The 26337-nt window shown below is 70.1% G+C and carries 26 protein-coding genes; 17 read left to right on the top strand and 9 right to left on the bottom strand.

The window, feature by feature from the left end; all coding sequences use genetic code 11:
* Window positions 1-115: 115 nt before the first annotated feature.
* From WBK31_RS30355 to WBK31_RS30330, 6 genes are all read right to left on the bottom strand, one after another.
* The gene (locus WBK31_RS30355) at window positions 116-1075 is read right to left on the bottom strand and encodes a hypothetical protein (protein ID WP_364059961.1); all 960 of its coding nucleotides are present in this window, start codon (window positions 1073-1075) and stop codon (window positions 116-118) included.
* A complete protein-coding gene (locus WBK31_RS30350; protein ID WP_364059964.1) occupies window positions 1038-1589 on the bottom strand; it encodes a methylated-DNA--[protein]-cysteine S-methyltransferase in 552 nt (183 codons plus the stop codon). The genes WBK31_RS30355 and WBK31_RS30350 overlap by 38 nt, the downstream gene beginning before the upstream one ends.
* The gene (locus WBK31_RS30345; RefSeq protein ID WP_406673536.1) at window positions 1547-2962 is read right to left on the bottom strand and encodes an AlkA N-terminal domain-containing protein; all 1416 of its coding nucleotides are present in this window, start codon (window positions 2960-2962) and stop codon (window positions 1547-1549) included. The genes WBK31_RS30350 and WBK31_RS30345 overlap by 43 nt, the downstream gene beginning before the upstream one ends.
* 112 nt (window positions 2963-3074) lie before the next feature.
* Window positions 3075-4016: an NYN domain-containing protein gene (locus WBK31_RS30340; protein ID WP_364059970.1), complete on the bottom strand. Its 942-nt coding sequence runs from the start codon at window positions 4014-4016 to the stop codon at window positions 3075-3077.
* 107 nt (window positions 4017-4123) lie between these two features.
* Complete coding sequence (locus tag WBK31_RS30335; protein WP_364059973.1) at window positions 4124-4333, bottom strand: acyl-CoA carboxylase subunit epsilon; 210 nt, start codon at window positions 4331-4333, stop codon at window positions 4124-4126.
* Entirely contained in the window at window positions 4330-5916 is a 1587-nt protein-coding gene (locus WBK31_RS30330) for an acyl-CoA carboxylase subunit beta (protein ID WP_378786287.1), read from the bottom strand. The genes WBK31_RS30335 and WBK31_RS30330 overlap by 4 nt, the downstream gene beginning before the upstream one ends.
* A gap of 36 nt (window positions 5917-5952) precedes the next feature.
* On the opposite strand from WBK31_RS30330, the gene WBK31_RS30325 reads away from it, so the two are divergent.
* The 3 genes from WBK31_RS30325 to WBK31_RS30315 all read left to right on the top strand — a co-directional run bounded on the left by WBK31_RS30325 (window position 5953) and on the right by WBK31_RS30315 (window position 11147).
* Window positions 5953-6894 carry an ABC transporter ATP-binding protein gene (locus WBK31_RS30325; protein ID WP_364059979.1) on the top strand — a complete coding sequence of 314 codons (942 nt, stop codon included), beginning with the start codon at window positions 5953-5955 and terminating at the stop codon, window positions 6892-6894.
* Between the two features lie 3 nt (window positions 6895-6897).
* Entirely contained in the window at window positions 6898-8457 is a 1560-nt protein-coding gene (locus WBK31_RS30320; protein WP_364059982.1) for a hypothetical protein, read from the top strand.
* A 68-nt stretch (window positions 8458-8525) separates the two neighbouring features.
* Window positions 8526-11147, top strand: coding sequence for a phosphoenolpyruvate carboxylase (locus tag WBK31_RS30315; protein ID WP_364059985.1), 2622 nt, complete (start codon window positions 8526-8528; stop codon window positions 11145-11147).
* 60 nt (window positions 11148-11207) lie between these two features.
* On the opposite strand, the gene fdhD is transcribed toward WBK31_RS30315, so the two are convergent.
* Entirely contained in the window at window positions 11208-12083 is an 876-nt protein-coding gene (gene fdhD, locus WBK31_RS30310; protein ID WP_378790179.1) for a formate dehydrogenase accessory sulfurtransferase FdhD, read from the bottom strand.
* A 38-nt stretch (window positions 12084-12121) separates the two neighbouring features.
* On the opposite strand from fdhD, the gene WBK31_RS30305 reads away from it, so the two are divergent.
* From WBK31_RS30305 to WBK31_RS30270, 8 genes are all read left to right on the top strand, one after another.
* Window positions 12122-12943 (top strand): biotin--[acetyl-CoA-carboxylase] ligase, encoded by an 822-nt coding sequence (locus WBK31_RS30305; protein ID WP_364059991.1) that lies wholly within the window; start codon window positions 12122-12124, stop codon window positions 12941-12943.
* Between the two features lie 71 nt (window positions 12944-13014).
* Complete coding sequence (locus tag WBK31_RS30300; protein WP_364059994.1) at window positions 13015-13527, top strand: PH domain-containing protein; 513 nt, start codon at window positions 13015-13017, stop codon at window positions 13525-13527.
* 88 nt (window positions 13528-13615) lie between these two features.
* Entirely contained in the window at window positions 13616-14701 is a 1086-nt protein-coding gene (locus WBK31_RS30295) for an S-(hydroxymethyl)mycothiol dehydrogenase (RefSeq protein WP_364059997.1), read from the top strand.
* A complete protein-coding gene (locus tag WBK31_RS30290; protein ID WP_364060000.1) occupies window positions 14701-15321 on the top strand; it encodes an MBL fold metallo-hydrolase in 621 nt (206 codons plus the stop codon). Before WBK31_RS30295 ends, WBK31_RS30290 begins: the two co-directional genes overlap by 1 nt.
* Window positions 15322-15554: 233 nt before the next feature.
* Entirely contained in the window at window positions 15555-15743 is a 189-nt protein-coding gene (locus WBK31_RS30285) for a bacterioferritin-associated ferredoxin (RefSeq protein WP_406675542.1), read from the top strand.
* A gap of 25 nt (window positions 15744-15768) precedes the next feature.
* The gene (gene bfr / locus WBK31_RS30280; protein ID WP_364060006.1) at window positions 15769-16263 is read left to right on the top strand and encodes a bacterioferritin; all 495 of its coding nucleotides are present in this window, start codon (window positions 15769-15771) and stop codon (window positions 16261-16263) included.
* Window positions 16264-16746: 483 nt separating this feature from the next.
* The gene (locus tag WBK31_RS30275; RefSeq protein ID WP_012888073.1) at window positions 16747-17415 is read left to right on the top strand and encodes a response regulator transcription factor; all 669 of its coding nucleotides are present in this window, start codon (window positions 16747-16749) and stop codon (window positions 17413-17415) included.
* A gap of 3 nt (window positions 17416-17418) precedes the next feature.
* On the top strand, window positions 17419-18696 hold the full coding sequence (locus WBK31_RS30270; RefSeq protein ID WP_364060009.1) for an ATP-binding protein: 1278 nt from the start codon (window positions 17419-17421) through the stop codon (window positions 18694-18696).
* On the opposite strand, the gene WBK31_RS30265 is transcribed toward WBK31_RS30270, so the two are convergent.
* Window positions 18680-19162: a GtrA family protein gene (locus tag WBK31_RS30265; protein WP_364060012.1), complete on the bottom strand. Its 483-nt coding sequence runs from the start codon at window positions 19160-19162 to the stop codon at window positions 18680-18682. The two genes, WBK31_RS30270 and WBK31_RS30265, sit on opposite strands and share 17 nt — an antisense overlap.
* A 373-nt stretch (window positions 19163-19535) precedes the next feature.
* Here WBK31_RS30265 and WBK31_RS30260 point away from each other — a divergent pair, with 373 nt between their 5' ends.
* The 3 genes from WBK31_RS30260 to WBK31_RS30250 all read left to right on the top strand — a co-directional run bounded on the left by WBK31_RS30260 (window position 19536) and on the right by WBK31_RS30250 (window position 22233).
* Complete coding sequence (locus WBK31_RS30260) at window positions 19536-20684, top strand: 5-(carboxyamino)imidazole ribonucleotide synthase (protein ID WP_406673535.1); 1149 nt, start codon at window positions 19536-19538, stop codon at window positions 20682-20684.
* A complete protein-coding gene (gene purE, locus WBK31_RS30255) occupies window positions 20681-21175 on the top strand; it encodes a 5-(carboxyamino)imidazole ribonucleotide mutase (protein WP_364060018.1) in 495 nt (164 codons plus the stop codon). The genes WBK31_RS30260 and purE overlap by 4 nt, the downstream gene beginning before the upstream one ends.
* Before the next feature lie 305 nt (window positions 21176-21480).
* A complete protein-coding gene (locus WBK31_RS30250) occupies window positions 21481-22233 on the top strand; it encodes a hypothetical protein (RefSeq protein ID WP_406673534.1) in 753 nt (250 codons plus the stop codon).
* Window positions 22234-22514: 281 nt separating this feature from the next.
* Here the strand turns inward: WBK31_RS30250 and WBK31_RS30245 are convergent, their stop codons facing one another.
* Window positions 22515-23828 carry a UDP-glucose/GDP-mannose dehydrogenase family protein gene (locus WBK31_RS30245; protein WP_364060024.1) on the bottom strand — a complete coding sequence of 438 codons (1314 nt, stop codon included), beginning with the start codon at window positions 23826-23828 and terminating at the stop codon, window positions 22515-22517.
* Between the two features lie 130 nt (window positions 23829-23958).
* Between WBK31_RS30245 and WBK31_RS30240 the strand changes: the two genes are divergently transcribed.
* The 3 genes from WBK31_RS30240 (at window position 23959) to WBK31_RS30230 (ending at window position 26104) form a co-directional block, all read left to right on the top strand.
* Complete coding sequence (locus tag WBK31_RS30240) at window positions 23959-25122, top strand: acyl-CoA dehydrogenase (RefSeq protein WP_364060027.1); 1164 nt, start codon at window positions 23959-23961, stop codon at window positions 25120-25122.
* Between the two features lie 152 nt (window positions 25123-25274).
* Window positions 25275-25442, top strand: coding sequence for a hypothetical protein (locus WBK31_RS30235; RefSeq protein ID WP_364060030.1), 168 nt, complete (start codon window positions 25275-25277; stop codon window positions 25440-25442).
* Window positions 25443-25459: 17 nt separating this feature from the next.
* The gene (locus WBK31_RS30230; protein WP_406673533.1) at window positions 25460-26104 is read left to right on the top strand and encodes a tetratricopeptide repeat protein; all 645 of its coding nucleotides are present in this window, start codon (window positions 25460-25462) and stop codon (window positions 26102-26104) included.
* Window positions 26105-26337: the final 233 nt, after the last annotated feature.

The raw sequence follows: 26337 nt of genomic DNA, 5'->3' as shown, positions 1-26337 counted from the left end.
TAGGGGTGGTCGATAACGTCCTTGGCGGATACCACCACGCCGGCCTCTCTGAGAGTTGTAGTACTTGACTGCGCCAGGGGATGGCCGGATTGCACACCGGCCGGCCCTGGCGTTGTTAGTCGAAGAGTTCGTTGGCGTTGTGGATTTTTAGTGCTTTGTTGAGCCAGTTGTCGAGGGTGTCCTGGTTGGTGCAGGAGCGGATGCGTTGTTGGGCTTCGTGGGGGAGGTCGATTCCGCGTTGGTGGAGCACGCTGAGGAGGGCTTCGGCCTTGCCGACGGCCTCGCCTTCAGCTTTGCCCATGGTTTTGCCTAGTTCTACCCATTCGCGGACATAGGGGTGGTCTATAACGTCCTTGGCGGATACCACCACGCCGGCCTCCTTGAATAGTTGGGCGAAGTCGAACTCGGGGAGCAGCATGAATACCAGCTCAGCATAGCTCGGCTGGTCTTTCGGGCGCCTGGCTGTGGCATGGGCGAAGGTTCTGAGTACCTCCATCCCGTCGGGCGTGTCGGGGTTGCCGTACACGATGGTCGAGAGCGCGGTGAGTTCTGGGTCGGTGAGCGCTCGGTCGATATCCGTGATCTTGGGGATGTTCGACGGGCCTGCGACGACGGGTTTCAGGATCCAGCCGGGGTGGCCCATGTCGATGGGGAGTGCGCAGTCCTGGGCGGTCGCGCGGTCCTCGCAGAACACGAGGAGTACGACAGGGCATTTCCGTATTGCCCGTAGTGTCGATATGTAGACCGGCCAGGACCACTTCTTACGTTTGTCGGGTTTTCGTTGAACTTCCAGGATGACCGCGCGTACCGGTTTTCCCTTCGCCTTGAGGATGACGACCGCGTCGGCCCGATATTCCGTGGGCCGGCGATCGCTGAGGTCGCACGTGCCCAGCGTGGCCTCGTCGAAAGCGGGTACGTGAACGCCGACCTCGGCCATCAGCGTGGTGACCAGAGAAGGGCGGGAGCGCACTAATTCGAGGAGGTACTCATGTTCGAATGACACCATGCCGGTGACATTACTGAAAGTGACCTCGCGTTTACGCTCGATCGACGATAGCTCCACGTTCGTGAGCAAGAAGCCATTCTTTTACCGAAACGCCGTAGAGATATCCGCCATATCCTCCGGTGCTGGGCAAAATCCGATGGCACGGTACGAACGGCGCGATCAGGTTCTGGGCGCAGGCCGAGCCCGCCGCGCGGGCGGCGGTGCGCGGCAGGCCCGCGCGTTCGGCCAGTTCGGCGTACGTGACGGTGGTCCCGGCCTTGACCTCCCGCAGTGCCGCGTGCAGCCGCTTGCGGGTGGGCGTGCCGGGCTGCCAGACCTGTACGCCGTCCAGCGCGTCCAGCTCCCCGGCGAGGTACGCCCGGGCGGCCTCCGCGGGTGCCCCGAGGTCGTCCACGATCTCCAGGCCCTCCGCCTGCAGAGCGGGCGTGAGCCGGGCGAACATGTCCTTGGGCTCGGCGGTGAATCCGGCCGCGACCAGCACGCCTTCGCGGGCGAGCAGCGCCAGCGGGCCCACCGGCGAGGGTACGAGCTGTGCAGCGATCATGATGAACTCCAGAGATGCAGCGCGGCGTACGCCCGCCACGGGCGCCACCGCTCGATGTGATCGTTCGGAATGCCCAGGGCGGCCATGCGCTTGACCAGCACCAGGTCGCCCGTGGGCCACGCGTCGGGGTCGCGCAGCGCGCGCAGCGCGATGTAGCTGGCGGTCCACGGCCCGATGCCGCGCACCTCCAGCAACTCCGCCACGGCCTGTGCGGGATCCTGCCCGCCGTCCAGGTCGAGCCGCCCGTCGACGAGCCGGGCGGCCAGGTCCTTAAGGGTGTCGATGCGGCGGCCCGTCAGGCCGAGCCCGCTCAGGTCGGCCTCCAGGAGCCGGGCGGGGGTGGGGAAGAGGCCGCCGGGCGCGCCGGCCCTGGCCACGATGCGGCCGAGCAGCGTACGCGCCCCCGCCACCGAGATCTGCTGCCCCACGACCGCGCGCACGGCCAGCTCGAACCCGTCGAACGTGCCCGGCACCCGCAGCCCAGGCCGCGCCGCGACCAGCGGGGCGAGCGAGGTGCCGCTGAGGACGTCCGCGATGGCCTGCGGGTCGGCGTCGAGGTCGAGCAGGCGGCGGCAGCGGGCGACGATCCTGGCGAGCTGCCGGGTGTCCTCGACGGCCACGTCCAGCGCGATGTGGTCGGGGCGCGGGGTGAGGGTGATCGTCCCGCCCGGTACGGCTCTGCGGTACGACGTCCGATCCGCCACCTCAAGCCCCGGTATGGCGCGTGCGGCGAGGAATGAGAAGACGCCGTCCGCGTCGTACGGATGCCGCCGGTGCAGCCGCAACCTGAGCGTGGCGCCGGTCTGGGCGGCGGGCGCGGAGGCGATGGCGGCGGCGCGCGGCCCGGCCGTGGCGCGGAGCTCGCTGGGCGTGAACCCGTACGTCTCCCGCATGGTCGCGTTGAACTGCCGCACGCTGCCGAACCCGGCCGCGAACGCCACCTCCGTGATCGGCAGCGACGTCTCCGTCAGCAACTGCTTGGCCAGCAGAAGCCGCTTGGTGCGCGCCACCGCGAGCGGCCCGACGCCGAGCTCGGCGACGAAGAGCCGGTGCAGGTGGCGTTCGGTGATGTGCAGCCGCCTGGCGAGCCCGGCCACGCCCTGCTCGTCGGCGGCGCCGTCGTCGATGAGCCGCAGCGCGCGCCCGACCAGGTCGCCGCGCAGGTCCCAGCCGGGGTCGCCGGGCGACAGCTCGGGCCGGCAGCGCTTGCACGGCCGGAACCCGGCCGCCTCGGCCGAGGCCGCGTGACGGTAGAAGCGCACGTTCCGCCACGACGGCGTACGAGCCGGGCAGATCGGGCGGCAGTAGATGCGCGTGGTCGTCACCGCCGTGTAGAAACGGCCGTCGAACCGGGGGTCCCTGGCGGAGACGGCCCGGTAGCAGGAGTCGAAGTCGAGCTCTTGAAGGGCCATGTCTCCGACCGTACGCCCTGCTCAAGGGAGACGACTGGCGGAAATCGGACCAGGCCGTGACACCCCAGGTCACAGCCGCCGTCACAGGGCCCGGGCTTCGCTCCTCATGCCGCTACTTCGACGAGACGCCCACCCCCAGGTCGAACTCGCGGTACACCCGAGCCCAGAACCCGTCACGCAGCCACACCCGCGCCTCCGGGTACGGCCGCAGCGAGTGGCCCAGCTCCTTCTCCGCCTCGATCAGCAACTCGGTGTCGATCACGGTCGGCAGGATCGGCCCGGGCAGCAGGTCGCGGATGTTGTCGCGGCCACGCGTCAAAATCCACTTCTGTGCGACGTGCTCGCCCACATCCTCCACGCGCGGCCGGCTGGGGCCGAGCTTGGCCACCTGGCCGGGCTTGGCGTGCGGCTTGACGGGCGTGCGCCCGGCGAAGACCTGCGCGGGCGAAGGCGCGGTGCTGGGTGGTGTGACGGGCACGGGCTGCGGAGCACGGCTGAAAAAGGGCCTCAGGAAATCTGCACTGATCACTTCGACGGTGTCGGACTCCCACACCAGGCGCTCCGCCTGGTTGGTGCCGTACGGCGGTTCGACGCCCCACAGGTGGATGCGCACGCCGTACGCCTGTGCCGCCTCGACCGCCGGAACCATGTCCTCATCGCCCGCCAGCAGGATCGTGTCGGTGACCGCATGATGCCTGGCCAGCGCCTCCAGATCGCTCCGGATCTGCGCGTCAACGCCTTTCTGCTGGCCACGGGCGTTCAGGTTGCCGAGGCGCACCTTGACCCACGGAAGCTGGGCGATCACACGTTGGTCGACGGTGGGCACGCGATCACGAGCTGCGTCATACCAATAGATCCGCAGAAGTTCGCCAGAAATACGTTCCTCTGCATGTTTCTGTAGACTTTGGATGAGCTCATCGGCGGCCACCCGATATTCCTTGCGCTCCTTCGCGCCGAGCAGCACTTCACCCGCCGCCGCGTACAGATAACCGACATCCACTAGGACGGCGTACTTGGCTGCCACAGGATGCGGCATGAGGTCTGGGATGGCCATGTCGTCCTCCAGGCCGCGGTGTTAGTTGATCGGCTGACTATATACGCCTACTTTCTCTAGATAGTCCCAACTCCCGGGGAACTTGACACCCGATTCGCAGGATCTATCTAGGGTAGTGCGCTCATCCGCCATGCCGACTTCCCTGGGACGACAGGCTTACGCATAGCTCTGGCGGGGTTTCGCCAGGTTTGGCGAGGCGAAGATGGAGCGCGCTCCGTTTCGGCTGCGGGGCGTCGCCGCGCCGCGAGCGCGGTCACGAGCGCGGCCACCTCCTCGGGCGTGGCGTCGCCCCGGACAATACGCAGATGTGGCGTCATAGCGGGATGTTCCCATGCTTCTTGGGCGGGAGCGTGGCCCGCTTGTTCCGCAGCGCGCGCAGCGCCTTGACGACCTGCGGCCGGGTCTCGGACGGCCGGATCACCGCGTCCACATAGCCCCTTTCGGCCGCGATGTACGGGTTCGCCAGCGTGTCCTCGTACTCGGTGACGAGCTTGGCCCGGTGCGCGTCGGGGTCGTCGGCGGCGGCCAGCTCGCGCCGGTAGAGGATGTTGACCGCGCCCTGGGCGCCCATGACCGCGATCTGTGCGGTGGGCCAGGCCAGGTTGATGTCCGCGCCGAGGTGCTTGGAGCCCATGACGTCGTACGCGCCGCCGTACGCCTTGCGCGTGATCACGGTGATCAGCGGGACCGTCGCCTCGGCGTAGGCGTACAGGAGCTTGGCGCCGTGGCGGATGATTCCGTTCCATTCCTGATCGGTGCCGGGGAGGAAACCCGGGACATCAACAAAAGTCAAGATTGGGATATTGAAGGCATCACATGTTCGAATAAATCTTGCAGCCTTCTCAGATGCCTTGATATCCAGGCATCCGGCGAAATGCATGGGCTGGTTGGCCACCACGCCCACCGGCTGACCGTCCACCCGGCCGTACCCGACCACGATGTTCGGTGCGAACTGCGCGTGGACCTCAAGGAACTCACCGTCGTCCAGCACGTGCTCGATCACCCGGTGCATGTCGTACGGCTGGTTCGCCGAGTCGGGGATCAGCTCGTCCAGCTCGGGGTCCGGGTCGAGGTCCTCGGCCGCGGCGTAGACGGGCGGCTCGTCGAGGTTGTTGGACGGCAGGTACGACAGCAGCGCCCTGACGTAGTCGAACGCGTCCTGCTCGTCGGCGGCCTGGTAGTGGGCCACGCCCGACTTCGTGTTGTGCGTGTGCGCCCCGCCCAGCTCCTCAAACGTGACCTCCTCGCCGGTCACCGTCTTGATCACGTCGGGACCCGTGATGAACATGTGCGAGGTCTGGTCCACCATCACCACGAAGTCGGTGAGCGCGGGGGAGTAGACGTGACCGCCGGCCGCGGCGCCCATGATGAGCGAGATCTGCGGGATCACGCCGGAGGCGTGCACGTTGCGCTTGAAGATCTCGGCGTACAGGCCGAGCGCGACTACGCCCTCCTGGATGCGGGCGCCGCCGCCCTCGTTGATGCCGATGATCGGGCAGCCGGTCTTGAGCGCCAGGTCGAGCACCTTGACGATCTTCTCGCCGTACACCTCGCCGAGCGAGCCGCCGAAGACCGTCACGTCCTGCGAGAACACGCACACCTGGCGGCCGTCGATGGTGCCGTGCCCGGTGATCACGCCGTCGCCGTACGGACGCCGCTTGTCCAGCCCGAACATGGTCGAGCGGTGCCTGGCGAACGCGTCGAACTCGACGAACGAGCCCTCGTCGAGCAGCGCCAGCACCCGCTCCCTGGCCGTCATCTTGCCCTTGGCGTGCTGCTTCTCCACCGCCGCGGCGGACCCCGCGTGCACGGCCTCCGCGCGACGAAACTCCAGATCAGCGATCTTTCCGGCGGTGGTGTGAATATCCGGTTCTTCCGGCATCGGCTCGGCAGTGGTCATGCGCGCAAGGCTAGCCCCTCCTCCTAGAGTGGAGCCATGACGGACGCCGTACGCACGCACGCCCTGCTCAAGCGCTACGGGCAGCAGATCGCCGTCGCCGGTGTGAACCTGACCATCCCCCGAGGCAGTTTCGCCGGCCTCGTCGGCCCCAACGGAGCCGGCAAGACGACCACGCTCAGCATGATCACCGGGCTGCTGCGCCCCGACGGCGGCGTCGCGGAGATCGACGGCTACTCCGTCTGGCACGACCCCGTCGCGGTCAAGGCCCGCATCGGCGTGCTGCCCGAAGGGCTGCGGCTGTTCGAGCGGCTCTCCGGCCGCGAGCTGCTGATCTACAACGGCCGCCTGCGCGGCATTCCCAAGGCCGACGTCGAACAGCGCGCCGCCGAACTGCTCGACGTGATGGACCTCACCTCCAGCGCCGACAAGCTCGTCGTCGACTACTCCACCGGCATGCGCAAGAAGATCGGCCTGGCCGCCGCGCTGCTGCACAACCCGTCGGTGCTCTTCCTCGACGAGCCGTTCGAAGGCGTCGATCCGGTCAGCGCCAACACGCTCACCGAGGTGCTGCGCCGCTACACCGCCTCCGGCTCCACCGTCGTCTTCTCCAGCCACGTGATGGACCTGGTCGAGCGGCTGTGCGACTGGGTGTCGGTGATGAGCGCGGGGCAGATCGTGGCGCAGGGCCCGTTAGCGGACGTACGCGGCGGGCGCAGTCTCAACGAGGCATTCCTCGACCTCGTCGGCGGCGCGCCCGGCGCCGGCGGCGCGCAGCTGAGCTGGCTCGGCTCCCGCCCGATGCCGCCCGGCCCGCCACAGCCCGGCCCGCCACAGCCCGGTCCTCCGCAGCCGGGTCCCGCGCCATACGGTCCTCCGCAGTTCGGCCCGCCGCCGCCCGGCCGGCCACAGCCGGGTCCCCCGCACCCCGGCCCTCCGCAGCCTCATCCCCGGCAGCAGGGCCCGGCAGGGGGAGCCTGACCCATGGCGACGGTCGCGCTCTTCGCGCAGCTCAAGCTGCGCCTGATGGCCGGAAACCTGCGCGGCGACCCGCAGCGCAAGATCGGCTTCGTGTTCACGCTGCTCCTCGCGGCAGGCGTGGCCGCGCTCGGCTTCTTCCTCATGAGCCTGCTGCGGCTGGCCACCCAGGACGTCGCCGCCGACCTCGTCACCCTCGCCTTCGCCGCGCTGCTCGCGGGCTGGATGATCGTGCCGCTGCTCGCGTTCGGCGTGGACGACACGGTCGACCCGGCCAAGCTCGCACTGCTGCCGCTGCGCACCCCGCGCCTCGCGGTCGGCATGTTCACCGCGTCCGTGATCGGCGTCTGGCCCGCCGCGCTGCTGATCGTCACGCTCGGCGCGCTCGTCGGGCTCGCGTCGACCGCGGGCGGCTGGCTGATCGGGCTGCTCGCGGTGCTGGTGCAGTTCGCGCTCTGCGTGGTGGCGTCCCGGCTGATCACCACGGCACTGTCCAGCGCGCTGCGCACCAGACGCGGGCGCGACGTGCTGGCCGTGGCCGCGCTGCTCGTCGTCCTGCTCGCGCAGCTTCCCAATCTGCTGCTGAACAGCGGCTTCGCCGACCCGGCGGCGCTGCTGCACCGCCTGGCCGGCGCGCTCAGGTGGACGCCGCCCGGCATGCTGGCCCACGCCATCACCGACGGCGGGCTACTCGCGCTCGCCGAGGTGGTGCTGGTCGCGCTGCTCACCGTGGTGCTGGCCGTGCTCTGGATCAAGGCGCTCAGCCGGGCCCTGGTCACGCCCGGCGCCTCCGCCAAAGCGGCCACCGTACGCAGGGAGAGCGGGCTCATCGACCGCTTCCTGCCCGACGGGCCGCTGGCCGCCGTGGTGACCAAGGAGCTGAAGTACATCAGGCGCGAGCCCCGCTACCGCGTCGGCTGGTTCAGCGCGATGGCGATCACCGTCGTCCTGGCGTTCTCGCTGACCAGAGGGGGAACCGGCGGCCCCGGCACGGCGATCGCGCTGGCCTCGATCGCCGCCGGCATGATCGCCCTGCAGTCGGTCAACGCCTTCGGCATCGACGGCCGCTCGATCTGGATGAACGCCGTCGCGTCCGGCGGCGAGCGCGGCCTGGCCACCGACCTCGCCGGGCGGCACCTCGCGAGCGCGCTCATCGCCGTGCCGCTGATCGCGGTGATCGCCACCGGCGCCGCCCTGTTCACCGGCCACCCGTCCGCCATCGCGCCCGCCCTGCTCACCGGGTGGGGCGTGCTCGGCACCGGGCTCGGGGTCGGCTCGGTGACCAGCGTGGTGCTGCCGTACACGGTGCCGGAACGCATGAACGCCTTCACCGGCGCCGCCCCCGGACAGGGCGGGCTCGCGTTCGCCTCGGGGGCGGGCGCCATGGTGGCGATCAGCGTGCTGTCGCTGCCGTTCGTCGTGCCGATGGCGTTCGGGCTCACCTGGGCGGCCGTGCTCGCGCCCTGCTACGGGCTGCTGCTGGAGACGCTCGGGCGGCGGCTGGCCGCCAGGGTCGGCTTCCGCCGTACGCCAGAACTCCTCGCGGCGGTGTCGCGACCCACCTGACCAGTGGTCTAGTCCAATACCTGAGACCGGTCTACGGCGCCGAAAACCGACTCGCTACCCTTCGAAACATGATTGACCAGGGGCTCGAGCGTCGCAGTGCCGCCGTTACCGAGATGCCGGACGAGCTACGCCACGACGTGCGTCTGCTCGGCAAACTGCTCGGCCAGGTGCTGGCCGAGCAGGGCGGCGAAGACCTGCTGGCCGACGTCGAACGCCTGCGCAAAGCCGTCATCGCGGCGCGCAGGGGCGAGGTCTCGGCCGACGCCATCACCGAAATGGTCGCCGGATGGGAGATCGAGCGGGCCGTGGCGGTGGCCCGCGCGTTCACCTGCTACTTCCACCTCGCCAACCTGGCCGAGGAGCACTACCGCATCCGCACGCTGCGCGAGCGCGATGCCGAGGGCAAGGTGCAGCGCGAATCGCTCGCGCAGGCCGTGCAGCAGCTCGGCCAGGACCGCGTCGTCGAGCTGCTGGAGGGCCTTGAGCTGCACCCGGTGCTCACCGCGCACCCCACGGAGGCCCGCAGGCGGGCCGTGGTCACCGCCATCCAGCGCATCAGCGGCCAGCTCACCGAGTACAACGCCCCAGGCCGCGGGGCCTCCGAGCGCGCCGAGAGCAAGCGGCGCCTGCTGGAGGAGATCGACCTGCTGTGGCGCACGGCCCAGCTCCGCTCCACCAAGCTCGACCCGCTCGACGAGGTGCGCACCGCCATGGCCGCCTTCGACGAGACGCTGTTCCGTACGGTGCCGCAGGTCTACCGCTCGCTCGACGCGGCGCTCGACGAGCGCACCGGCACCCGCCCGCCCCTGGCCAAGCCGTTCATCAGGTACGGAAGCTGGATCGGCGGCGACCGCGACGGCAACCCCAACGTGACCGCCAAGGTCACCCGCGAGACCATCCAGATCCAGTCGGAGCACGTCCTCGCGGCACTGGAGACGGCCTGCTCCCGCATCGCCCGCACGCTGACCGCCTCCGCCCAGTTCGCGCCGCCCTCGGCCGAGCTGCGCACCCGGCTGGCGGCGGCCGTGGCCGCCCACCCCGACGTGGTGTCGGAGCTGGCCACCCGCTCGCCGCGCGAGCCGCACCGGCAGTGGCTGCTGTTCGTGGCCGCCCGCATCGCCGCCACCCACCGCCGCGACCTCGACCTGGCCTACCGCTCGCCCGACGAGCTGCTCGCCGACCTGCGCCTCGCCCAGGAGTCGCTGGCCGCCTCCGCGCCGCGGCAGGCGTACGGCGAGCTGCAGCACCTCATCTGGCAGGTGGAGACGTTCGGCTTCCACCTGGCCGAGCTGGAGGTGCGCCAGCACTCCCAGGTGCACGCCGCCGCGCTGGAGGAGCTGCGCTCGGGTGCCGAGCCGTCGGAGCGCACCGAGGAGGTGCTGGCCACCATCCGGGTGATCGGCTGGATCCAGGAGCGCTACGGCGTCCGTGCCTGCTCGCGCTACGTGGTCTCCTTCACCCGCTCGGCCGACGACATCGCCGCCGTCTACGAGCTGGCCCGCTACGCGCTCGGCGATCGCGCGCCGGTGCTCGACGTGGTGCCGCTGTTCGAGTCGGGCCAGGACCTCGCCAACTCGGCCGACGTGCTGACCGGCATGCTGGAGATCCCCGAAGTGCAGCAGCGGCTGGCCGACACCGGCCGGCGCATGGAGATCATGCTCGGCTACTCCGACTCGGCCAAGGAGCTCGGCCCCGCCGCCGCCACGCTGCGGCTGTACGAGGCGCAGGAGGCGCTGACCGCCTGGGCCGCCAAGCACGACGTCAAGCTCCGCATGTTCCACGGCAGGGGTGGCGCGCTCGGCCGCGGCGGCGGCCCGGCCAACCGCGCGGTGCTGGCGCAGGCGCCCGGCTCGGTGGCGGGCCGGTTCAAGGTCACCGAGCAGGGTGAGGTCATCTTCGCCCGCTACGGCCACATCGCGATCGCCCGCCGCCATCTGGAGCAGGTGGCCAACGCGGTGCTGCTGGCCTCGTCGCCCACGGTGAGCGAGCGCACGGCGGCCGCCGCCGAGCGCTTCCGCGGGCTGGCCGAGCAGGTGGCCAGGGCGTCCGAGCAGGCGTACCGCGCGCTGACCGAGGCGCCGGGCTTCCCCGAGTGGTTCGGCCTGGTCAGCCCGCTGGAGGAGATCGGCACGCTGCGGCTCGGCTCCCGCCCGGCCCGGCGCGGCCTGGGCGCGCCCCGCTCGCTCGACGACCTGCGGGCCATCCCGTGGGTGTTCGCCTGGGCGCAGACCCGCGTCAACCTGCCCGGCTGGTACGGCCTCGGCACCGGACTCGCCGCCGTCGGCGACATCGACGAGCTGCGCGCCGCCTACCGGGAATGGCCGCTGTTCAACTCGCTGCTGGACAACGCCGAGATGTCGCTGGCCAAGACCGACCGCTCGATCGCCGAGCGCTACCTCGCGCTCGGCGGCCGCGAGGACTTCAGCAGGCAGGTCCTGGAGGAGTACGACCGCACCCGCGAGCTGGTGCTGCGCGTCACCGGGCACACCCGGCTGCTGGAGAACCGCAAGGTGCTCAGCAGGGCCGTGCAGCTGCGCGACCCGTACGTGGACGCGCTGTCGCACCTCCAGCTCCGCGCCCTGCGCGCGCTGCGCACCGGCAACCCGTCGGAGCAGGAGCGCGACCGGCTGTCCACGCTGCTGCTGCTGTCGGTCAACGGCGTCGCGGCCGGCCTGCAGAACACCGGCTGACCGCACGTGGAGCCCGTGCCGGGACGCCCCGGCACGGGCATCCGCCGTGAAGCGGACCGCTCACGACAGGACGCGTTCGGCGCCCGCGTACACGTTGCAGCGCTCCCCGCGCAGGAAGCCCACCAGCGTCAGCCCGAACTCCCTGGCCAGCTCCACCGCCAGCGACGACGGGGCCGACACCGCGCACACCACGGGCACCCCGGCCGCCAGCGCCTTCTGCATGATCTCGTAGCTGGCGCGGCCGCTGACCATGAGCACGTGCTCGGCCAGCGGCAGCCGCCCGTTCAGCGCCGCCCACCCCACGAGCTTGTCGACCGCGTTGTGCCGGCCGACGTCCTCGCGCACCGCCACCGGCGTGCCGTCGGCCGCGAACAGGCCCGCGGCGTGCAGGCCGCCCGTCTTGCCGAACACGCCCTGGGCCAGCCGCAGCGCCTCGGGCAGCCCGTACAGCAGGTCGGGGGAGAGCGTGAGCTCGCCGCGCGGCACCGAGCGGCAGCGGTCGCGCAGCGCGTCGAGGCTCGCAGAGCCGCACACGCCGCAGGCGCTGGAGGTCAGGAAGTGCCGGTCGAGCGCGGGCAGCTCGGGGATGGGGCCGTGCAGCCGTACCGTCACCGTGTTGTAGCGCGCCTCGGGCGGCAGGTCCTCGTCGGTGCAGTACGCGATCGCCGCGATGTCGCCGGGCCCCACGAGGCCCTCGCCGTGCAGGAACCCGGCGGCCAGCTCGAAGTCGTGTCCCGGCGTGCGCATGGTGATGGCGACCGTCCTGCGCGTGCCGTCGGGAGCGGTGAGCCGGATCTCCAGCGGCTCCTCGGTCGCGAGGTCGTCGCGCCGGTCGCGGCCCGACGCGCCGGTCAGCTCCCTGACGCGGACGCGGGTGATCGGCCCAGGGCGCGCCTGCGCGTCCCGGCCGCTCGCCGCCGGGGGAGTCGTACGCATGCTCATCCCTCCCTCCTACCCCCTGCGAAGATAGGGGGATGCCCGACTCACGCTACTCCGACCTCGAGCGTCCGCCACTGTCCGAGGCGGCGCTCACCCGTGCCCTGGTGCGTCCCGGCTCGCTGTGGACCGCGCTCACCGTCGTCGGCAGCACCGGTTCCACCAACGCCGACCTGGCCGCGGCCGCCCGCGCCGGCGCGCCCGAGGGCACGGTGCTGATCGCGGAGGCGCAGCGGGCGGGCCGCGGGCGGCTGGGCCGCACATGGTCGGCGCCGCCCCGTTCAGGACTGACGTTCTCCATCCTGCTCAGGCCGCAGATGCCGATCGCGGCCCAGAGCTGGCTGTCGCTGCTGTACGGCGTCGCCGCCGCCTCGGCCGTACGCCGCATCGCCGAGGTGGACGTCCGGCTCAAGTGGCCCAACGACCTGCTGATCGGCGAGCGCAAGCTGGCCGGCGTGCTGGCCGAGCGCTCGGGCGACGCCGTCGTCATCGGCATGGGGCTCAACGTCTCGCTGCGCGATGACGAGCTGCCCGTCGAGACCGCCACGTCGCTGGCCGTCGAGAAGGCGGCCTGCACCGACCGCGACCCGCTCCTGCGCGCCGTGCTGCGCGAGGTCGAGACCCACTACCGCGACTGGACGCGGGCGGGCGGCGACGCGGAGGCGGCCGGCCTGCGCTCGGCCTACCTGGCGGCCAGCGCCACCGTGGGACAGCGGGTCAGGGTCGAGCTGCCCGGCGACCGCACGCTCACCGGCCTGGCCACCGGCATCGACAAGGACGGCCACCTACAGGTGGAGGCGGACGGCGAGCGTCACACGCTGAGCGCGGGCGACGTCGTGCACGTCAGGCCGGCGGGGTGAGCGAGCCGGTTTCCTCCGGTGGCATGGCAGGCACGCAGCGTTGATGGCACGTTTTGGGCCATGATTGGGCCATGACCATTCCCGACCACCATCTGACGCAGGGTGAGCGGCGCGTCCGATCCTTCCACCCCCACTGGAAGCGGCTCGTCGGTCCCTTCATCGCGCTGGTCCTCATAGCCCTCGCCTCGGGCGCGGCGATCTACTTCATCCCCGGCGACTTCGAGTACGCCGCCTACGCCAGGATCGCGGTCGCGGTCATCGGGCTCATCCTGCTGACGATCTGGTCGTTCGTGCCGTACCTGCAGTGGAAGAACACCGGCTACGTGCTCACCACCCACCGCTTCACGATCAGCACCGGCGTGCTCAACAAGTCGACCGACGAGATTCCCATCGCCAAGGTCAACACGGTGAGCTCCGACCAGACCTTCGCCGAGCGCCTGCTCGGCTGCGGCACGCTGACGGTCGAGTCGGCGGGCGAGCGCGGCGAGATCGTGCTGCGCGACATCCCGAAGATCCAGGACGTCCGCACCGACCTGTTCCGGCTCGTGGAGGACGCCTCCGACGGGGAGATCGACGGCCGCTGACGCGGGCGGGGACGCGGTCCGCAAAGGTCTCGGCGTGCTCACGCCCGGTCCCTTGCGGAGATCAACCTCCTGACACAAGATGGCTGGCATGCCGTACGAAGTGCAGGGCGTCGTCGCCCGGGGCAAGGGCCAGGAAGTTTCCCTCGAGACGGTGATCGTGCCGGACCCAGGTCCGGGCGAAGCGGTGGTGAACGTGCAGGCCTGCGGCGTGTGCCACACCGACCTGCACTATCGGGAGGGCGGGATCAGCGATGACTACCCGTTCCTGCTCGGACACGAGGCGGCGGGCGTCGTCGAGGCGGTCGGCCCCGGTGTCACCGAGGTCGCGCCCGGCGACTTCGTGATCCTCAACTGGCGCGCGGTGTGCGGCCAGTGCCGGGCCTGCCTGCGCGGGCGGCCGTGGTACTGCTTCAACACCCACAACGCCAAGCAGAAGATGACGCTCAAGGACGGCACCGAGCTGTCGCCCGCGCTCGGCATCGGGGCGTTCCTCGACAAGACGCTCGTCGCGGCGGGCCAGTGCACGAAGGTCTCCGCCGACGCGCCCGCGCAGGTCGCGGGCCTGCTGGGCTGCGGCGTGATGGCCGGCATCGGCGCGGCGATCAACACCGGCGGCGTCACCCGCGGCGACAGCGTGGCGGTCATCGGCTGCGGCGGCGTCGGCGACGCGGCCATCCTCGGCTCCTCGCTGGCCGGCGCGGCGAAGATCATCGCGGTCGACGTGGACGACCGCAAGCTGGAGTGGGCCCGCCAGTTCGGCGCCACCCACACGGTCAACTCCCGCGAGAACGACCCGGTCGAGGCGATCCGCGAGCTGACCGGCGGCTTCGGCGCGGACGTGGTGGTCGAGGCGGTGGGCAGGCCCGAGACGTACGAGCAGGCGTTCTACGCCCGCGACCTGGCCGGCACGGTGGTGCTCGTCGGCGTGCCGACCCCGGAGATGCGCATCGACCTGCCGCTGCTCGACGTGTTCGGCCGCGGCGGCGCGCTGAAGTCCTCCTGGTACGGCGACTGCCTGCCGTCGCGCGACTTCCCCATGCTCATCGACCTGTTCCTGCAAAACCGCCTGCCGCTCGACAAGTTCGTCTCCGAGACGATCGGGGTCGAGCAGGTCGAGGAGGCGTTCGCGAAGATGCACAGGGGCGAGGTGCTGCGTTCGGTGGTGGTCTTCTGATGATCGACAGGGTCATCACCTCGGGCACGTTCTCGCTGGACGGCGGCACGTGGGACGTCGACAACAACGTCTGGCTGGTCGGCGACGCCCGCGAGGTCGTGGTCATCGACGCCGCCCACGACGCGACGGCGATCGCCGAGCGTGCGGGCGGGCGCAGCGTGCGGGCCATCGTCTGCACCCACGCGCACAACGACCACATCAACGCCGCCCGCGAGCTGGCCGAGCGCACGGGCGCGCCGATCCGGCTGCACCCGGCCGACCAGGTGCTGTGGGAGCAGGTGTACGGGCCCGAGGTGTCGTACGAGCCGCTCGGCGACGGCGACAAGCTCACCGTGGGCGGCATCGCGCTGCAGATTCTGCACACGCCGGGCCACTCGCCGGGCGCGGTCTGCCTGTTCGCGCCCGACCTGGGGGCGCTGTTCAGCGGTGACACGCTGTTCAAGGGCGGGCCGGGTGCGACCGGGCGGTCCTACAGCTCGTTCGAGACGATCATCGACTCGATCAGGGACCGGCTGCTGACGCTGCCGCCGGAGACGGTCGTCCACACCGGGCACGGCGACTCCACCACCATCGGCGCCGAGGCGCCGCACCTGGAGGAGTGGATCGCCCGCGGCCACTGAGCCGGGGCCTTCCGACGCTGAGCCGGGGCCTCGTGATGCCGAGCCGGGCCTCCTGACGCTGAGCCAGGGGCCTTGTGATGCTGAGCCGGGGCCCTTCTGACGCGCGAAAGGCCTTTCACCTGCGAGGATCCGGCGCGTGTGACCGACCCGACGTAGGCAAGCCTAACCTCAGTGGGTTATCTTTAGGTGTGCCTTACCTAAGGCGGTCTCCCTCATCCCTGCGTGTGAAAGGCATGCCCCCAGCAATGTACGTGTGCATCTGTCGTGCCGTGACCGAGAACGAAGTGCACGACTGCATCGCCGCCGGGGCGACCAGCGCCAAGCAGATCCGCGACACCACTGGTGCCGGTGGTGACTGTGCCCGTTGTGTTCGGAAGATCTGTGCGATCCTGAAAAGGTCTCAGGAACTGACGACCGCATGACCGGATCGACGATGAGGGGCCCGTTATGCAGGGCGATAGGCAGATCATCGAGTTGCTCAACGAACAGCTCACCGCCGAGCTGACCGCGATCAACCAGTACTTCCTGCACGCCAAGATGCAGGAGAACTGGGGATACACCAAGCTCGCCAAGCGCACCCGCGACGAGTCCATCGAGGAGATGCGCCACGCCGAGCGGCTCACCGACCGCATCCTCTTCCTCGAGGGCCTGCCCAACTATCAGCGGCTTGGAACGCTCCACATTGGGCAGACCGTGCCCGAGCAGATCCAGGCCGACTTGGAGGTGGAGATGGCGGTGGTGCAGCGGCTGCGGCCGGCCATCCAGCTCATGCGCGAGAAGGGCGACATCACCTCGGCGAACATCTTCGAGGACATCCTCAAGGACGAGGAAGAGCACATCGACTACCTCGAAACCGAGCTGGAGCTGATCCAGACCCTGGGCGAGCAGCTCTACCTGGCGCGTTACGCCGAGCCTCGCTCGTTCGACAACGACTACAACTGACCGGTCCCGCCGTCGCCGTCGCCGTCGCCGTCGCTCGAAGCCCCTCGACGGACGCCGGGACGCCCGGGTGCTCCGCGCCGGCCCGTACGCACTCATCCGTGGCCCCTCCCGGGGTGCGCCGCGGCTCCTCAGCCGCGCGCCCCGGCCTCCCGGATCGATCAGGCCCGTTTCCCCTCGGCCGGAAGGCTCGCACTGTACCGCTCGGGCCCGCCGAACGGCGCTCGCCTGAAAACAGCGACATTTCCGCTTGATCGATTTTCGGCGACTTATGCGAGAAACGCCGATCATTAGCCGGTCGTGGTGATTGCGGCGTTCCCGAACGGGCATGACCACCCCGTTGACCCGCGCAACGCAAGCGGTGGTGTTTTAATCACCCCCTAACGTATTTTAGCTGTGTTTGCCCAGGTCAATGGATAGGTCAACGACGAGTCAAACCGCGCGCTCAACCCGGGAAACGATCGCCTAAGGTCCTACGATCGCTTTATGACCTGCGTTCTTCTCGCCGAGGATGACACCTCGATTTCCGAGCCGCTTGCGCGCGCACTGCGCCGCGAGGGCTATCAGGTCGAGGTGAGCCCCGACGGCCCTCAAGCCTTGGAGAGGGCCCTTTCGGGCGGCATCGATCTCATTGTTCTCGACCTTGGGCTGCCAGAGATGGACGGCCTGGAGGTCGCCCGCCGGATCCGCGCCGAGGGGCACGGCACTCCGGTTCTGATTCTCACGGCACGCGTCGACGAGGTCGACACCGTCGTCGGTCTCGACGCGGGCGCCGATGACTACGTGACGAAACCGTTCCGCCTCGCGGAGCTGCTCGCCAGAGTGCGGGCGCTGCTGCGGCGTGGCACCTCCGAGACCCCGGTCGTCCAGGGCGTGCGGATCGACGCCGATTCGCGCCGCGCCTGGATGGGGGACAAGGAGCTGCACCTGACGACCAAGGAGTTCGACCTGCTTCGCGTGCTCGTACGCGACGCGGGCAAGGTCGTCACCCGTGAGCAGATCATGCGCGAGGTGTGGGACACCAACTGGTGGGGGTCCACGAAAACGCTCGACATGCACATCTCCTGGTTGCGTCGGAAGCTGGGCGACGACGCCGCCAAGCCGCGTTACATCACCACGGTCCGGGGGGTCGGCTTCAGGTTCGAGCGCGAGTAGGAGATGCGCCGCCGACTGCTCTCCTCCACGCTGCTCGTCGCGGTCATCGCGGTCCTGCTGCTGGGGGTCCCCCTGGGCGTCGTCGTCAGCCGCCTGATCGTCGATGAGGCGGCTAAGGAGCTCGGGGCGGAGGCCAAGCGTCTCGTGGGCGAGGTGGAGTACGCCCGCATCCAGGAGACGCCGCTCGACCCCCAGCAACTGGAACAGAAGTATCCGGGCAGATTCATACAGATCTGGGAACGCGGAACCCCCCTGAGGGTGACCGTCGTCGGCGACCCCCCGCCGTCGGGTCACCTGATGACCGAGGACGCCCAGACCAATACCGGCATCTATGTGCGCATCAGTCGCGACCGCGACCAGGTCGAGCAGGACGTACGGGCTCGGCTGCTGCTCATCGTCGCGTTGGCCGGCGCCGCCCTGGCGGTCGCCGTGAGCCTGGCCGTCGTGCAGTCGCGGCGGCTCACGCTGCCGTTGCAGGACCTGGCGAAGATCGCCGACCGGCTGGGGTCAGGTGACGCGCGGCCGAGCAAGCACCGCTACGGCATCCCCGAGCTGGATCGCGTGGCGCAGGTGCTCGACCGCAGCGCCACCCGCATCTCCGACCTGCTCACCCGCGAGCGCGAGTTCGCCACCGACGCCTCGCATCAGCTCCGCACCCCCTTGACGGGGCTGACGATGCGCCTGGAGGAGATCGTGGCCTCGGCCCACGAGCCCGATGTGGTCCGCGAGGAGGGCGAGGCGGCGATCGTGCAGGCCGAACGGCTCACCGCGGTCATCGACGAGCTGCTCGCCGCGGCCCGCCGGCAGCGGCACGCCCAGGCCGAGCCGGTGGCCGTGGACGAGGTGCTGTCACAGCAGATGACCGAGTGGGAGCCGGTGTTCAAGGACGCCGGGCGCGAGCTGCGGCTCGAAGGCACACGCGGGCTGAAAGCGATGGCCACCACCGGCGGCTTCGGCCAGGTCATCGCCTCGCTGCTGGAGAACTCCCTGCGGCACGGCGGCGGCACGGTCACCGTCTCCACCACCTGCGGCGACAACTACGTGGTGATCGAGGTGTCCGACGAGGGACCCGGCATCGCCGACGACATCGCCCCCAAGATCTTCGACAGGAACGTCAGCGGCGGCGGAGGCACCGGACTCGGCCTGACGCTGGCCCGTGCGCTGGCCGCCGCCGACGGCGGCCGGCTCGAGCTGGTGCGGCGCAGGCCGGCGACGTTCGCCATCTTCCTGCGCCCGGCCGACGACGACGGCCGTAACAGGGTGGTCAGCGGTCCTGCCTGACGCCGCCCTCCGGCAGCTCCACCGGGATGGGCTCGGTGGCCTCCAGGAACACCCACTTCTTGTACGACCAGTAACGGAACAGGGTGCCGAGTCCAACGCCCACGATGTTGGCGATGTTGAAGCTGAGCGTGTCGTGCAGGCCCAGCGTGTACGTGGTGAAGCCGATCGTCAGCATGCCGAACAGCAGGGCGATGCCGTTGAGCAGGAAGAACAGGAAGTATTCGCGGCCAAGACCGCTCTGCTCGCGGTGGCGGAAGGTCCAGTAGCGGTTGCCGAGATAGGCGAAGGTCGTGGAGATCGTGGTGGCGACGACCTTGGAGGTCAGCGGGCCGAGGCCGATGACGACGTTGCAGAGGTTGAGCAGGCTCGTGTCGAGGACGAACGCGACCGCCCCGATGCTGCCGAACTTGGCCAGCTCGTGCACGAGAGAGGCGAACCGCTGGTAGAGCCGCTTGGCGAAAGTCACGTCTCTGCTCGGTCCCTTCCCTCATCGAGCCTCGCCTCGCCGGGCGTGGTCCACGTCGAGCGTGACCCACGTCGAGCGTGGTCCACTCAGCGTACCGGCCGCGACGTAGGCCGGGCGTCAGGCGTACGAACATACCCCGCAAAGATGGTCTGCAGAAAAATCGCCCTATGTGCGGCATGCCCGTTAAGTAGGCATTACGCTTCCCTGCAGTTCGAGGGCACGCGAATCGCTGGGCGGTCGTGCCAGTCAGGCGAACCCGGAACGGCCGTCCAGCTCCCACGCCCTGATCGGCCCGCTGACGAGCCGTAACGATCACCCGGAAGGTCCGGGGCCGGGCGGGGTAAGTGGTTGCGTCCCGGTAAGCTCACCTGGCGTGAGTGCCATCAGCCCCATCGGACCGGTCGTCGGCATCGTCGGCGCGGGCCAGCTCGCCAGGATGTCGCAGCCGCCCGCCATCGCGCTCGGCGTCGAGTTGCGGGTGCTGGCCAACACTCCGGACGAGAGCGCGGCCAGGGTCATCGTCGACACGCGCCTCGGAGACTATCGCGATCTTGATGTGCTCCGCGAGTTCGCCCAGGGGTGCGACGTCGTCACGTTCGACCACGAGCACGTGCCCACCGAGCACATCAAGGCCCTGATCGCCGCCGGCCACACCGTCCGCCCCGGCGCCGACGCCCTCGTCCACGCCCAGGACAAGGCGGTCATGCGCGAACGGCTGAGCGCCATCGGCGTGCCCTGCCCGGCCTGGCGGCGCGTCGCCTCGCTCGACGACGTCACCGACTTCGCCGGCGCCCACGGCTGGCCCGTCGTGCTCAAGGCCGTGCGCGGTGGCTACGACGGGCGCGGCGTGTGGGTCTGCCACACGCCGGAAGAGGCCGCCGAGGCGTTCGCGACCGGCGTCGAGCTGATGGCCGAGGCGTTCGTGCCGTTCGAGCGCGAGCTGGCCGTGCTGGTCGCCCGCTCGCCCCACGGCCAGGGCGTCAGCTACCCCGTCGTCGAGACCGTCCAGCGCGACGGCATCTGCGTCGAGGTCATCGCGCCCGCCCCCGACCTCGACCCCGAGGCCGCCGCGCGCGCCCAGCACATCGGCCTGCAGATCGCCAACGAGCTGGGCGTCACCGGGCTGCTCGCCGTCGAGATGTTCGAGACCGCGCGCGGCATCGTGGTCAACGAGCTGGCCATGCGCCCCCACAACAGCGGCCACTGGACCATCGAGGGCGCCACCACCTCGCAGTTCGAGCAGCACCTGCGCGCCGTGCTCGACCTGCCGCTCGGCTCGCCCCGCATGACCGCCCAGCATGTCGTCATGGCCAACCTGCTCGGCGGCGACGACCCCGACCTGTTCAAGCGCTACGAGCACGTGCTCGCCCACGACCCCGGCATCAAGCTGCACTTCTACGGCAAGGAGGTGCGGCCCGGCCGCAAGATCGGCCACGTCACCGTGCTCGGCTCCAACCTCGAGAAGGTGCGCGCCCGCGCCCGCCACGCCGCCGTCTACCTCATGACAGGGGAGTACACATGACCGTCGCCATCGTCATGGGCAGCGACTCCGACTGGCCGGTCATGAAGGCCGCCGCCGAGGCGGTCGCCGAGTTCGGCGTGCCGTTCGAGGCCGACGTGGTCTCGGCGCACCGCATGCCGCTCGAGATGATCGAGTACGGCCGCCAGGCCGCCTCCCGGGGCATCAAGGTCATCATCGCCGGCGCCGGCGGCGCCGCCCACCTCCCCGGCATGCTCGCCTCCGTCACCCCGCTGCCCGTCATCGGGGTCCCGGTGCCGCTGAAGTACCTCGACGGCATGGACTCGCTGCTGTCGATCGTGCAGATGCCGGCCGGAGTGCCCGTCGCCACCGTCGCCGTCGGCGGCGCCCGCAACGCCGGCCTCCTCGCCGTCCGCATCCTCGCCGCTTCTGACGAGGGGCTGCGGGCGCGGATGGAGGAGTTCCAGGGGAAGCTGAAGGAGCAGGCGTACGCGAAGGGCGAGCGCCTCCGCGCCGAGGCCGCCGACCTGTAGGCCGTCCCTTGCTCGGGCCGTCCGGCTCCGCGGCGGCGACTCAGCGCTCACCCTCGCCCGGCTCACCCGCCGATGTGGCGTCTCCGCGCCCGCGTGCGGCCTCCCCGCCCGCGTGCCGTCGCTACGTGGGCTCTGTGCGGCCCCCGAGACGGCTGCCTGCTCTGGCCGCCGGACGGGGCGTTTCGGCGGTGCCAGGGCGGAGGCGTGGGGCGTTGCCGGCCGGTCGGCGGCGGTGCGACCCCCGGCTGTCCTAAAGGGGCGCATGCCTTTTATCCTGGGGTTTTCCGTGGATAGGGTGCCTAGCCATGGACGACGACCCGATCAAGGGCCACGAGGCCCGCGTACGCGCTGTTGACCCGCTCGTGGCCGACCAGGGCGCGCTGGTCGTCAGGGAGCACGACGTGCCGCTTGAGGTGCCTGGCGGCGTCGGCCTGGTCAACGTGGACCGGCTCGACCCCGGCAGCCTCCAGGCCGCGTGGTCACCGCTCATCGTCCACCGGCTGCGCGCCCGGGTGTCCGGCCCCGATCCGCAGAAAGCGCTCGGGGCGCTGCTCGACCGCTGGCTGGAGATGCCGCGCGGTGACGAGCCCGAGCAGGCGCTGAGCGTGGTCTGGCCGAGCCGCGACACCGTCCCGGTCAGAGCGCTGGCCGTACGCGGCTTCGCCCCCACCGTGGCGGTCTCCGTCCACCGCCTGCGCCCGCACGACGCGCCCGCCCCGCCCGCCTCACCGGTGAAGATCCGCGCGGCGGGCCAGGGCGACGTTGACACGGTCTCGGCGATGTACGAACGCCTGGCCGCCTTCGACGCCCAGTTCGGCTGGGTGACGCCCAGGCCGTCCACCCCCGACCGGATCAGGGAGTCGGTGGCGGGCGAGGTGCTGCCGCTGGAGTGGTGCTGGCTGGCCGAGGTGGACGGCGAGCCGGTGGGTTGCGTCATCGTCGAGCCGCCCGTACGCGCCCGATGGATCTCGGGGTGGGTGAACGACGCGCCGGTGGCGTACCTCGGGGTGATGTACGTCGAGCCGCCGGCGCGGGGCGCGGCGTCGGGGCGGCGCTGACCGAGGTCGCACACGCGCACGCGGCGGCCGAGGGCGTGTCGTCCGTGCTGCTCCACCACGCCCTGCCGAACCCGCTCTCCACCCCGTTCTGGGCACGACGGGGCTACCGCCCGCTGCTCACGCAGTGGGTGCGCCACCTGACCTGAACGGCTGCCCGGAGGGCGCGCATCGGCCCTCCACCAGCGGCTCAACGAGCCGTACCGGCTCGCGACCAGCGGAGCCCCGAATGCCGGAACGGCCGCTCAGGGGCGGCCGAGGGCGTGGTAGTGCCAGCCGGCCGGTCAGGGGCGGCCGAGGGCGCGGTAGTGCCAGCCGGCCGAGCGCCAGGCCTCGGCGTTGAGCGCGTTGCGCCCGTCCACGATGCGCCGGGCGGCGACGACGGCACCCAGCTCGTCGGGATCGAGCCGGACGAACTCCTGCCACTCGGTGAGCAGCAGCACCACATGCGCCCCGCGTACCGCCTCGATGGCCGAATCGCCGTAGTTCAGCTCGGGGTGCGCCTTGCGGGCGTTGTCGAGGGCGATGGGGTCGTACACGGTGACCGTCCCGCCCTGGTCGCCGATCGTGACGGCCACATCGAGCGCGGGGGAGTCGCGGATGTCGTCGGAGTCCGGCTTGAACGCCGCCCCGAGCACGCCGACCGTGCAGCCGTGAAAGGAGCCTCCGGCCAGCTCGCGGGCCAGGTCGACCATGCGGGCCCGGCGGCGCATGTTGATGGCGTCCACCTCGCGCAGGAACGTCAGCGCCTGGTCGGCGCCCAGCTCGCCGGCCCGCGCCATGAAGGCCCTGATGTCCTTGGGCAGGCAGCCGCCGCCGAAGCCGAGCCCGGCGTTGAGATAGCGCCCGCCGATGCGGTCGTCGTACGACAAAGCCTCGGACAGCAGCGTCACGTCGGCGTGAGCGGCCTCGCAGACCTCGGCCATGGCGTTGATGAAGGAGATCTTGGTGGCGAGGAAGGCGTTCGCGGCCGTCTTGACCAGCTCGGCCGTCGCGTAGTCGGCCACCACGATCGGAACGTCGCCGATCGGCTCGTACACCTCGCGCAGGATCTTCTCGGCGCGCTCGCTGCGCACGCCCAGCACGATGCGGTTGGGGTGGAGGGTGTCCTCGACGGCGAAGCCCTCGCGCAGGAACTCGGGGTTCCAAGCCAGCTCGGCCTGGGCGCCGGCGGGGGCGAGCCGGGCGAGCTTGTCGGCCAGGCGCTCGGCGGTGCCGACGGGGACCGTCGACTTGCCCACGACCAGGCACTCGCGGTCGAGCAGCGGGGCGAGGGATTCGACGGCGCTGTCCATGTACGAGACGTCCGCGGCGTACTCGCCGCGTTTCTGCGGCGTGCCGACGCAGATGAAGTGCACGTCGCCGAACGCGGCGGCCTCCTCGTACGAGGTGGTGAAGCGGAGCCGTCCTGATTCGAGGCCACGGCGCAGCACGGGTTCGAGACCGGGTTCGTGAATGGGGAGATCACCGGCGTTGAGACGTCGGATCTTGTCGGCGTCGACGTCGAGGCCGAGGACCTCGAACCCGAGATCAGCCATGCACGCCGCATGGGTGATTCCGAGGTAGCCGGTCCCGATCACCGTGAGGCGGTATGGCACGAGTGGGCTCCTTTCGATCGCGCAGGCAGGCATGCTACCGGGGCCTCGCTACCTCGTACGTGCCACCTGCGCATCTTCGCAAACCGTACTAGCTGGTAACAAGATGGTCGGACGTCCTAGTATCTGAAGCATGAGCTTCCCTCTTTACGCGCCCGCCGAAGAGCACGACATGCTCAGGGAGACCGTACGGGCCCTGGCCGACGAGAAGATCGCGCCGCACGCCGCCGAGATCGACGAGACCGAGGAGTTCTCCTGGGACGTCTATAAGGCGCTCGTGGCGGCGGAGCTGCACGCGGTGCACGTGCCGGAGCAGTACGGCGGCGCCGGGGCCGACGCGCTCGCCACGGTGATCGTCATCGAGGAGGTGGCCCGCGCCTGCGCGTCGTCGTCCCTGATCCCGGCCGTCAACAAGCTCGGCACCGTGCCGCTGCTGCTGTCGGCCTCCGAGGAGCTCAAGTCCCGCTACCTGCCGCCGGTGGCGCGCGGGGAGGCGATGTTCTCGTACGCGCTGTCGGAACCTGAGGCGGGCTCCGACGCGGCGTCCATGAAGACGCGGGCCGTCCGCGACGGGGACTCGTACGTGCTCAACGGCACCAAGATGTGGATCACCAACGCCGGCGTGAGCGAGTACTACACCGTCATGGCCGTCACCGACCCGTCGGCCGGCGCGCGCGGCATCTCCGCCTTCGTCGTGGAGAAGTCGGACGAAGGCGTGTCCTTCGGGCCCAAGGAGAAGAAGCTCGGCATCAAGGGCTCGCCCACCCGCCAGGTCATCCTGGACAACGTCCGCATCCCGGCCGACCGCATGATCGGCGAGCCGGGCACCGGCTTCAAGACCGCCCTCGCCACCCTCGACCACACCCGCATCACCATCGCCGCCCAGGCCATCGGCATCGCCCAGGGCGCGCTCGACTTCGCGATCGGGTACGTCAAGGAGCGCAAGCAGTTCGGCCGGCCCATCGCCGACTTCCAGGGGCTCCAGTTCATGATCGCCGACATGGGCATGAAACTGGAGGCGGCCCGGCAGCTCACGTACCACGCGGCGGCCAAGTCCGAACGCGCCATGAACGGCGAGCCGCAGAAGGACCTCACGTACCTGTCGAGCGCCGCCAAGTGCCTCGCCTCGGACGCCGCCATGGAGATCACCACCGACGCGGTCCAGCTCCTGGGTGGATACGGGTACACGAAGGACTTCCCGGTCGAGCGCATGATGCGCGACGCCAAGATCACGCAAATCTACGAGGGCACCAACCAGATCCAGCGCATGGTGATGGCCCGCCAGCTCCTCAAGTAGGGCTCTGAGCAGCGGAAACCCCGGTTCTTGACAGCGGAGAGCCGGGGTCCGCCGGCACCCGAGTCCGGCGCTCAACGGGCGCTGTTCCGTGGCTGTTCCGTGAGACACGGAGCAGAGCGCACGGAGACGCCTCGCGTCCATACGATCGGGTCATGCAGCGCCTCGCCCTCTTCGATCTCGACAACACGCTCGTGAACCTGGACGAGGCGTTCCAGGTGTGGGCGGAGGAGTTCGCCGCAGACCATGGGCTCGGCAACGGAGCGGTGGACTGGCTATCCGTGAGGCCCAGATCAGCGCCCATGAATACCTCGATCTGCTGACGGCCCATCCCGCGCACATGTACGCCGCCTCCCCGGAGGCCGAGGACGCCGAACGCACCATCGCCCGGCTCTGGCACGTACATCTGGAGACCATTGGCGAACGCAACCCTTACGCGGTGCGTCTGCTGCGGATACTGGCCTGTTATGCCCCAGACGACATCCCCCGCGACATCCTGGGCGCCGACGGCGCTCGGCTCCAGGTGCTAGACGCGCTACGGCTTCTGAACTCCTACAGCCTCGTCACTCTGACCGAGGACACCGTCTCCGTGCACCGGCTCATCCAGGATGTCGTCGCTGCCAAGGATGAGACGAGGACCGATGAGGGAGACTCCGCGCCGGAGCTTGCGCTGACCTGGCTGGCCGACGCCTGGGCTGCTTCGGCGGACCTTCCTGTGGCTGAGCGTCGAATGCGGCGGCGAATGCTGAGCCCACATGTGGAAACCCTGGCGTTCCTGCTGTTCGGCTTGGGACGGTTGGACGAGGCGGAAACTGAGCTTCGAGCGGTGCTGGAAGTACGGCGCCGAGTGTTCGGTGAGGAGCACCCGGACACACTGACCAGCCGGGGCAATCTGGCGAGCGTGCTGGGAAACCTAGGGCGCTTGGAAGAAGCAGAGGCCGGGCATCGGGCGGTGCTTGAAGCGCGGCGTCGAGTGCTGGGGTGAGGAGCATCCTGACACGCTGGCCAGCCGAAGCAGACTGGCGAGCGTGCTGAATGATTTGGGCCGGTGGGAAGAGGCTGAGGCATTGAGGTGAGTCACCACTCGTGCAGCAGCCCGCGCTCGGCCGCCCAGCCCGAGAACCGCGGGTGGGCCTCGACGTCTCAGTCGGCGCCGGGCAGGAGAACGGACGACAGCCATGACAGCCGGGCCCGCCACTTCCACTCGCCCGCAATGGG

The organism is Nonomuraea sp. N2-4H, from assembly GCF_045291505.1.
Classification (GTDB): domain Bacteria; phylum Actinomycetota; class Actinomycetes; order Streptosporangiales; family Streptosporangiaceae; genus Nonomuraea; species Nonomuraea fastidiosa.
The sequence above is the reverse complement of the archived record's forward strand: the minus strand, read 5'-3'. Positions and strand labels throughout refer to the sequence as shown.

Coding starts and splice junctions, on each gene's coding strand:
- WBK31_RS30340 (WP_364059970.1), bottom strand. CDS start 4,016: ATGGCCATCCCAGACCTCATGCCGCATCCTGTGGCAGCCAAGTACGCC.
- purE (WP_364060018.1), top strand. CDS start 20,681: ATGACCGTCGCCATCGTCATGGGCAGCGACTCCGACTGGCCGGTCATG.
- WBK31_RS30275 (WP_012888073.1), top strand. CDS start 16,747: ATGACCTGCGTTCTTCTCGCCGAGGATGACACCTCGATTTCCGAGCCG.
- WBK31_RS30270 (WP_364060009.1), top strand. CDS start 17,419: ATGCGCCGCCGACTGCTCTCCTCCACGCTGCTCGTCGCGGTCATCGCG.
- WBK31_RS30290 (WP_364060000.1), top strand. CDS start 14,701: ATGATCGACAGGGTCATCACCTCGGGCACGTTCTCGCTGGACGGCGGC.
- bfr (WP_364060006.1), top strand. CDS start 15,769: ATGCAGGGCGATAGGCAGATCATCGAGTTGCTCAACGAACAGCTCACC.
- WBK31_RS30315 (WP_364059985.1), top strand. CDS start 8,526: ATGATTGACCAGGGGCTCGAGCGTCGCAGTGCCGCCGTTACCGAGATG.
- WBK31_RS30330 (WP_378786287.1), bottom strand. CDS start 5,916: ATGACCACTGCCGAGCCGATGCCGGAAGAACCGGATATTCACACCACC.
- WBK31_RS30295 (WP_364059997.1), top strand. CDS start 13,616: ATGCCGTACGAAGTGCAGGGCGTCGTCGCCCGGGGCAAGGGCCAGGAA.
- fdhD (WP_378790179.1), bottom strand. CDS start 12,083: ATGCGTACGACTCCCCCGGCGGCGAGCGGCCGGGACGCGCAGGCGCGC.
- WBK31_RS30285 (WP_406675542.1), top strand. CDS start 15,555: ATGCCCCCAGCAATGTACGTGTGCATCTGTCGTGCCGTGACCGAGAAC.
- WBK31_RS30300 (WP_364059994.1), top strand. CDS start 13,015: ATGACCATTCCCGACCACCATCTGACGCAGGGTGAGCGGCGCGTCCGA.
- WBK31_RS30230 (WP_406673533.1), top strand. CDS start 25,460: ATGTACGCCGCCTCCCCGGAGGCCGAGGACGCCGAACGCACCATCGCC.
- WBK31_RS30240 (WP_364060027.1), top strand. CDS start 23,959: ATGAGCTTCCCTCTTTACGCGCCCGCCGAAGAGCACGACATGCTCAGG.
- WBK31_RS30345 (WP_406673536.1), bottom strand. CDS start 2,962: ATGGCCCTTCAAGAGCTCGACTTCGACTCCTGCTACCGGGCCGTCTCC.
- WBK31_RS30250 (WP_406673534.1), top strand. CDS start 21,481: ATGGACGACGACCCGATCAAGGGCCACGAGGCCCGCGTACGCGCTGTT.
- WBK31_RS30305 (WP_364059991.1), top strand. CDS start 12,122: ATGCCCGACTCACGCTACTCCGACCTCGAGCGTCCGCCACTGTCCGAG.
- WBK31_RS30320 (WP_364059982.1), top strand. CDS start 6,898: ATGGCGACGGTCGCGCTCTTCGCGCAGCTCAAGCTGCGCCTGATGGCC.
- WBK31_RS30335 (WP_364059973.1), bottom strand. CDS start 4,333: ATGACGCCACATCTGCGTATTGTCCGGGGCGACGCCACGCCCGAGGAG.
- WBK31_RS30325 (WP_364059979.1), top strand. CDS start 5,953: ATGACGGACGCCGTACGCACGCACGCCCTGCTCAAGCGCTACGGGCAG.
- WBK31_RS30235 (WP_364060030.1), top strand. CDS start 25,275: ATGCAGCGCCTCGCCCTCTTCGATCTCGACAACACGCTCGTGAACCTG.